The organism is Rhodococcus sp. C26F (assembly GCF_053345925.1).
The window spans coordinates 93396-100619 of the sequence record NZ_JBKFBA010000020.1 but is presented as its reverse complement, the minus strand read 5'-3'; the positions used below and the strand labels follow the sequence as shown (position 1 = coordinate 100619).

General features: G+C 66.1%; 7 protein-coding genes. 3 read left to right on the top strand and 4 right to left on the bottom strand.

What is annotated here, in order from left to right:
* Positions 1-58: 58 nt before the first annotated feature.
* The 4 genes from hsaB to hsaA are packed head-to-tail and all read right to left on the bottom strand — an operon-like array spanning position 59 to position 3605.
* Complete coding sequence (hsaB, locus tag ACLBYD_RS19300) at positions 59-646, bottom strand: 3-hydroxy-9,10-secoandrosta-1,3,5(10)-triene-9,17-dione monooxygenase reductase subunit (RefSeq protein WP_016693305.1); 588 nt, start codon at positions 644-646, stop codon at positions 59-61.
* Complete coding sequence (gene hsaC / locus ACLBYD_RS19295; protein ID WP_060653625.1) at positions 646-1545, bottom strand: iron-dependent extradiol dioxygenase HsaC; 900 nt, start codon at positions 1543-1545, stop codon at positions 646-648. The genes hsaB and hsaC overlap by 1 nt, the downstream gene beginning before the upstream one ends.
* Positions 1546-2421, bottom strand: a complete 876-nt coding sequence (gene hsaD, locus ACLBYD_RS19290; protein WP_447817676.1) for a 4,5:9,10-diseco-3-hydroxy-5,9,17-trioxoandrosta-1(10),2-diene-4-oate hydrolase — start codon at positions 2419-2421, stop codon at positions 1546-1548.
* Positions 2422-2429: 8 nt separating this feature from the next.
* Positions 2430-3605 carry a 3-hydroxy-9,10-secoandrosta-1,3,5(10)-triene-9,17-dione monooxygenase oxygenase subunit gene (gene hsaA, locus ACLBYD_RS19285; protein WP_447817667.1) on the bottom strand — a complete coding sequence of 392 codons (1176 nt, stop codon included), beginning with the start codon at positions 3603-3605 and terminating at the stop codon, positions 2430-2432.
* A gap of 191 nt (positions 3606-3796) precedes the next feature.
* Here hsaA and ACLBYD_RS19280 point away from each other — a divergent pair, with 191 nt between their 5' ends.
* From ACLBYD_RS19280 to kstD, 3 genes are all read left to right on the top strand, one after another.
* Positions 3797-4945, top strand: a complete 1149-nt coding sequence (locus ACLBYD_RS19280) for a Rieske 2Fe-2S domain-containing protein (RefSeq protein WP_447817666.1) — start codon at positions 3797-3799, stop codon at positions 4943-4945.
* A gap of 2 nt (positions 4946-4947) precedes the next feature.
* Complete coding sequence (locus ACLBYD_RS19275) at positions 4948-5310, top strand: hypothetical protein (protein ID WP_447817665.1); 363 nt, start codon at positions 4948-4950, stop codon at positions 5308-5310.
* 172 nt (positions 5311-5482) lie between these two features.
* A complete protein-coding gene (kstD, locus tag ACLBYD_RS19270) occupies positions 5483-7195 on the top strand; it encodes a 3-oxosteroid 1-dehydrogenase (RefSeq protein ID WP_447817664.1) in 1713 nt (570 codons plus the stop codon).
* Positions 7196-7224: the final 29 nt, after the last annotated feature.

Genomic DNA, 7224 nt, shown 5'->3' with positions numbered 1-7224 from the left:
ACGACCACTTTCGATGTGGTCGTCCCGGCTTCGTCGTGCAGTGCTTACAGTCTGCGATCTACAGCCAGGTGTCTTCCGTGACGGAGGTGAGGAACGCTTCGAGATCGTCGCGCCAGGGCGCCGGAGTCGTTTTCTCCGGTTCGATCCCGGTGTACTGCCCGCGGTAGAAGAGCAGCGGGCGTTCCTTCTCGTCGCGCACCTCGCTCAGCGACGACACGCGACCGAACACCACCCAGTGGTCTCCCCCGTCGTGCACCGTCTCGACCGTGCAATCGATGTGCGCAAGCGAGCCCGTCAGGACGGGTGAGCCCAACGGGGAGGGCGTCCAGTCGAGTCCGGCGAACTTGTCGGGTTCGCGGGAACCGAACCGCGCGCAGGTCTCCTGCTGTTCCTCGGCAAGGACGTTGACGCAGAAGCGGCCCGCTCGTTCGATGGCCGCCCACGACCGCGACTGCTTCGTGGGGCAGAACAACACGAGCGGCGGGTCGAGCGACAACGCTGCGAACGACTGGCACGCGAATCCCACAGGCGTTCCGTCGTCCTCGGTGGTGGTGATGACGGTGACGCCGGTGCAGAACTGCCCGAGCACGGTGCGGAAGGCCCGCGGGTCGATCGCACCGTTCTCTCCGGCCTCCGGCGCGGTCATTACTGCATTCCCACCGAGAAGTCGTGGCCCCACAGGCTCACGGCCGTGGATTCACGGGCGATCCAGTCGTCGTCCTCGACCTGCAGCCCCTCGCAACCGAATTCGACGTCGAATCCGCCGGGGGTCTTCATGTAGAAGGACAGCATCTTGTCGTTGACGTGGCGACCGAGTGTCGCCGACATCTTGACCTTCTTCCGCAGTGCGCGGTCGAGGGCGAGACCGACGTCGTCGGAGTTCTCCACCTCGATCATCAGGTGCACGATGCCCGACGGGGTGGGCATGGGCAGGAAGGCGAGGCTGTGGTGGCGCGGGTTGCATCCGAAGAACCTCAGCCAGGCCGGTTTTCCGTCGGCGGGCCGGCCGACCATCTGCGGAGGCATCCGCATGGAGTCGCGCAGGCGGAAACCGAGCACGTCGCGGTAGAAGCGCAGCGATTCCTCGTCGTCGCGGGTCGAGAGCACCACGTGGCCGAGGCCCTGCTCGCCGGTGACGAACTTGTGCCCGTACGGGCTGACCACGCGGCGGTGTTCGAGCGCGGCACCGTGGAACGCCTCGAGGGTGTTGCCCGACGGGTCCTGGAAGACGATCAGTTCGTCGACGCGACGATCGGCGAGTTGCTCGGCGGTGCCCTCCTTGAACGGGACACCTGCCGCGGACAGACTGTCGCGAACCGACTGGAGATCGGCGGCGTTCGCGGTCTCCCAGCCCGAGACGAGCAGCTTGTCGGACTCGTGCGGCTCGATGACGAGCCGGGCCGGGAAGTCGTCCATCCGCAGGTACAGCGCGTCGGCGTGGGTGCCCTTGCCCTCGATCATGCCGAGGACCTTGAGACCGTACTCGCGCCAGGCCGGGACGTCGGTGGCGCCGATCCGGAGATATGCCAGCGACCGGATACTCATCTATTCGACTCCATCCGTGAGGAAATCCACTGTCAGGCGGTTGAATTCGTCGAACTTCTCGAGCTGTGCCCAGTGACCGCATCCACCGAACACGTGCAATTGCGCGCGCGGGATCATCTTCAGTGCGACGAGCGCACCGTCGAGGGGGTTGACGCGGTCCTCGCGACCCCAGATCAGCAGTACCCGCTGACGGAGTTTGTAGGCGTCGCGCCAGAGCATCCCCTTCTCGAATTCGGCGCTGGAGAACGACTTCCCCATCGCCTTCGCCGCGGCGAGCGACTCGGGGGTGCTCGCCGACGCGAACCGTTCCTCGACGAGCTCGGGGGTGATCAGCGACTGGTCGAAGACCATGATCCGCAGGAACGCCTCGAGATTCTCGCGGGTGGGTTCGTACGAGAACCGGCCGAGATTCTTGACGCCCTCGGTGGGGTCGGGTGCGAACAGGTTGACGCTCAGCCCACCCGGTCCCATGAGGACGAGTCGTCCGGCGCGCTCGGGGTAGTCGAGCGCGAACCGCACGGCGGCACCACCACCGAGCGAGTTGCCGAGGAGGTGGACGCGGTCGGTGATCCCGATCGTGTCGAGCAGGTCGCTCAGCGCGGACGCGCTGTGCACGAAGTACTGCGGATGCTCGGTCGGCTTGTCGGACCTGCCGTAGCCGGGCTGGTCGACGGCGAGCACGTGGAACCGTTGTGCCAGCACCGGAATGTTCCTGGCGAAGTTCGACCACGACGACGCGCCCGGGCCACCGCCGTGGAGCAGGACGATCGTGGTGTCGTTGCCGACGCCGGCCTCGTGGTAGTGCAGGCGCAGGTCGTCGCGGACCTGCGCGAAACGGGAGGTCGACTCGTAGGTGATCTCGTCGATTGCGGTCACATCCACCCCTAGACCATCGTGTCGGTGATCGGCAGGCCGAATTCGGCGGCACCGAACATCACGTAGGCGCGTTCGGCGTCGTTGGCGGCGTGCACACGACCGGCGTGCGCGTCGCGCCAGAAACGCTGGATGGGTGTGCCGTCCGCGAGTGCGGTGGCACCCGAGTTCTCGAAGAGACGGTCGATCGACGTGATGGCACGGCCGGTCGCGCGGACCTGGTCGCGACGTGCCCGCAGACGCAGTTCCATCGGAACCTCCTCGCCGGCGAGGAGGTGGGCGTACTCGTCGGCGACGTTGCCCGACAGCTGACGCCAGGCCGCGTCGATGTCGCTGGAGGCCTCGGCGATGCGCACCTTGGCGAACGGATCGTCCTTGGCCTTCTCACCGGCGTACGCCGCACGGACACGCTTGCCCTGGTGCTCGACGTGGGCCTCGTACGCGCCGTAGGCCATGCCGACGATGGGCGTCGAGATGGTGGTGGGATGGATGGTGCCCCACGGCATCTTGTAGACGGGCGCGGTGTTGCGCTCGAGCCCGGGCGACGCGAGGTCGTTCATGGCCTTGAAGCTGAGGAAGCGGTGGCGCGGGACGAAGACATCCTTCACCTCGACCGTGTTGGATCCGGTGCCGCGCAGACCGACCACGTGCCACACGTCGTCGATCTCGTACTCGGAACGAGGGATCAGGAAGCTGCCGAAGTCGACGGGACGGCCGTCCTTGATGACCGGGCCACCGACGACGACCCAGCTCGCGTGGTCGCATCCGGACGACCACGCCCATGCACCGTTGACCTTGTATCCACCGTCGACGACCTCACCGGCGCCCATGGGCGCGTAGGACGACGAGATGCGGACGTCGGTGTCGTCGCCCCAGACCTCTTCCTGGGCCTGCTGATCGAAGAGTGCGAGGTGCCAGTTGTGGACGCCGATGATGCCGGAGACCCATCCGGTCGAGCCGCACGCGCTCGCGATGTTGCGCACCGCGGTGAAGAAGGTGACGGGATCGGCCTCGTATCCACCCCACTGGGCCGGTTGCAGAAGTTTGAAGAAGCCGGCCTCCTGGAGCTCCTTGATCGAGTCGTCGGGCACCCGGCGCAGATTCTCGGCCTCCTGCGCACGTTCTCGCAGCGTAGGCAGCAGAGCGTCGATCCGCTGCAGTACCTCGTGGCTGTCGTGGTCACCCACTGGACGCTCCCGTCTGTTCAGGAATTGATCGCTTGCACCGAGACTAGAACATGTTCTTATTCGTGTCGAGACGCGACACATTCGCAGGTAGACAATCCCTATGGCGGGACCAAAGTCCCCGAACCCTTCCCCTCGCGACGCGAATTCTATAACGTGTTCTAGAAGAGATTTCCGGAAGGAAGTGAGCGGACATGGCACAGATTCGCGAGATCGACGTCGGAGAGGTCCGGACGCGTTTCGCGCGAGGCTGGCACTGCCTCGGCCTCAGTCGCACGTTCAAGGACGGCAAGCCTCACGCCGTCGAGGCCTTCGGCACGAAACTCGTGGTGTGGGCCGACAGCAACGGCGACCTCGAGGTGCTCGACGCGTACTGCCGCCACATGGGCGGCGACCTGTCACAGGGCGAGATCAAGGGCGATTCGGTTGCGTGCCCGTTCCACGACTGGCGCTGGGGCGGCAACGGCAAGTGCACGGACATCCCCTACGCCAAGCGTGTTCCCCCGCTGGCCCGCACCCGTTCGTGGATCACGATGGAGAAGCACGGCCAGCTGTTCGTGTGGAACGACCCCGAGGGCAACACCCCTCCTCCGGAGGTCACCATCCCCGAGATCGAGCAGTACGGCTCGGACGAGTGGACGGACTGGACCTGGAACCAGATCCGGATCGAAGGTTCCAACTGTCGCGAGATCATCGACAACGTCGTCGACATGGCGCACTTCTTCTACATCCACTACGCCTTCCCCACGTTCTTCAAGAACGTCTTCGAGGGGCACATCGCCGAGCAGTACCTCAACACCCGCGGCCGGCCGGACAAGGGCATGGCGACGCAGTACGGACTGGAGTCGACGCTCGAGTCGTACGCGGCCTACTACGGCCCCTCCTACATGATCAATCCGCTGAAGAACAACTACGGCGGGTACCAGACCGAATCCGTGCTGATCAACTGCCACTACCCGATCACGCACGATTCGTTCATGCTGCAGTACGGCATCATCGTCAAGAAGCCGCAGGGCATGTCACCCGAGCAGTCCGACGTGCTGGCCGACAAGCTCACCGAGGGTGTCGGCGAGGGCTTCCTGCAGGACGTCGAGATCTGGAAGAACAAGACAAAGATCGAGAATCCCCTGCTGTGCGATGAGGACGGTCCGGTCTACCAGCTCCGCCGCTGGTACGAGCAGTTCTACGTCGACGTCGCCGACGTGACGGAGAAGATGACGGGCCGCTTCGAGTTCGAGGTCGACACCGCCAAGGCCAACGAGGCCTGGGAGAAGGAGGTCGCCGAGAATCTCGAGCGTAAGAAGCGCCAGGAAGAACAGGGCAAGCAGGAAGCGGAGGTGTGACGATGAGTGCCTCGACCCGGCGGAGCAGATGGGCGAAGTCCCCGGACTTCTCCCAGTGGCCCGAGCGGGCCGAGGCCGTCGCCGTCCAGACCGCGATCGACAAGATCAACTACCTGGATTCGGGTCAGCACGAGGTGCAGTGCCGCGAGTGCGGCACCTGCGTGCTGGTGCGCAAGAACAGCCTGTCGCACACGAGCGTGCAGTGGCAGGACGATCCGGACACCGTGTGCCCGACCTTCCGCGAGACCGCCTCGCTCCGAGGCTCGTCCATCACACCGCGCGAGGGGTGTCCGCAGCTTCGGGAGAGCATCGACCGGGCCGTGCTCGACGGCACCCTTCCCGTACCGGACGGATCACCCACCTGACCGATTCCGACCCCGATCGACCCCGCGACGGCACCGTCCCTATCGNCCGTCGCCCGTCGTCGGCCGGCGATACCGCGTTCCAGTGTCGGCGTCACCGCGTCTTCGCTTCACGTCCAGGACTCTTCGCATTCGGGGATGGACTCGGCACCGCCATTTCTATAACGTGTTCTACATGACGAAGCAGGAGTACGACATCGTTGTCGTCGGCAGCGGTGCCGGCGGAATGACCGCCGCCATCACCGCAGCCCGCAAGGGCGCCGACGTGGTCCTGATCGAGAAGGCGCCGCGCTACGGCGGGTCGAGCGCCCGATCGGGCGGCGGTGTGTGGATCCCCAACAACGAGGCACTGAAGGCCGCCGGGGTGGACGACACCCCCGAAGAAGCCCGGAAGTACCTCCACAGCATCATCGGCGACGACGTACCTGCCGAGAAGATCGACACCTACATCGATCGCGGACCGGAGATGCTCTCCTTCGTCCTGAAGAACAGCGCCCTCGAACTGCAATGGGTACCGGGCTATTCCGACTACTACCCCGAGGCGCCGGGCGGACGTCCCGGTGGCCGTTCGGTCGAACCGACGCCCTTCGACGGCCGCCGTCTCGGCGAGGATCTCGCTCTCCTCGAACCCGACTACGCCCGAGCTCCCAAGAACTTCGTCATCACCCAGGCCGACTACAAGTGGCTGAACCTGCTCATGCGGAACCCGCGCGGACCGGTTCGCGCCATGCGGGTCGGCGCTCGGTTCGTCTGGGCGAACATCACCAAGAAGCACCTGCTCGTCCGAGGCCAGGCGCTCATGGCCGGGCTGCGGATCGGTCTGCGCGACGCCGGTGTGCCCCTGCTGCTGGAGACGGCGTTCACCGACCTCGTCGTCGAGGACGGGGTCGTGCGCGGCGTCGAGGTGGTCGCGAACGGCGAGAAGCGCGTCATCCGTGCCCGCAAGGGCGTGATCCTCGCGAGCGGCGGTTTCGAGCACAACGCCGAGATGCGGGCGCAGTACCAGCGTCAGCCGATCGGCACCGAGTGGACCGTGGGCGCGAAGGCGAACACCGGCGACGGCATCCGCGCCGGACAGAAGCTCGGCGCCGCAGTCGATTTCATGGACGACGCCTGGTGGGGACCGTCCTTCACCCTCACCGGCGGCCCGTGGTTCGCACTGTCGGAGCGCAGCCTCCCCGGGTGCCTCATGGTCAACGCGGCGGGCAAGCGTTTCGTCAACGAGTCGGCGCCCTACGTCGAGGCGACGCACGCGATGTACGGCGGCGAGCACGGACGCGGCGAGGGACCGGGCGAGAACATCCCAAGCTGGCTGATCCTCGATCAGCGCTACCGCGACCGCTACACCTTCGCCGGCATCACCCCCCGCACCCCCTTCCCCCGCCGGTGGCTCGAGGCCGGGGTGCTCGTCAAGGCCGGTTCCGTCGCCGAACTCGCCGAGAAGATCGGGGTACCGGCCGATGCCCTCACCGAGACGGTGCAACGCTTCAACGGCTTCGCGCGTGCCGGCAAGGACGAGGACTTCGGCCGGGGCGAATCCCACTACGACCACTACTACGGGGATCCGCGCAACAAGCCGAATCCGAGCCTCGGCGTGGTCGACAAGGCCCCGTTCTACGCGTTCAAGGTGGTCCCGGGCGATCTCGGCACCAAGGGCGGGCTCGTCACCGACGTCCACGGCCGGGTGGTGCGCGAGGACGGCAGCGTGATCGACGGCCTGTACGCGGCCGGCAACGCCGGTTCCCCGGTCATGGGTCACACCTACGCCGGGCCCGGCGCCACCATCGGACCGGCGATGACCTTCGGTTATCTGGCGGCCCTCGACATCTTGGACCGCACGCGTGACGAACGTGCCGAGGAGCTGCGAGAATCCGCCGACACCGTGTGACCCGATCGACTCGCGTTCGAGCCGTAGAA

Excerpts from the sequence above, each read along its gene's own strand:
- hsaB (WP_016693305.1), bottom strand. The coding sequence starts at position 646 with ATGACCGCGCCGGAGGCCGGAGAGAACGGTGCGATCGACCCGCGGGCC.
- ACLBYD_RS19275 (WP_447817665.1), top strand. The coding sequence starts at position 4,948 with ATGAGTGCCTCGACCCGGCGGAGCAGATGGGCGAAGTCCCCGGACTTC.
- hsaC (WP_060653625.1), bottom strand. The coding sequence starts at position 1,545 with ATGAGTATCCGGTCGCTGGCATATCTCCGGATCGGCGCCACCGACGTC.
- ACLBYD_RS19280 (WP_447817666.1), top strand. The coding sequence starts at position 3,797 with ATGGCACAGATTCGCGAGATCGACGTCGGAGAGGTCCGGACGCGTTTC.
- kstD (WP_447817664.1), top strand. The coding sequence starts at position 5,483 with ATGACGAAGCAGGAGTACGACATCGTTGTCGTCGGCAGCGGTGCCGGC.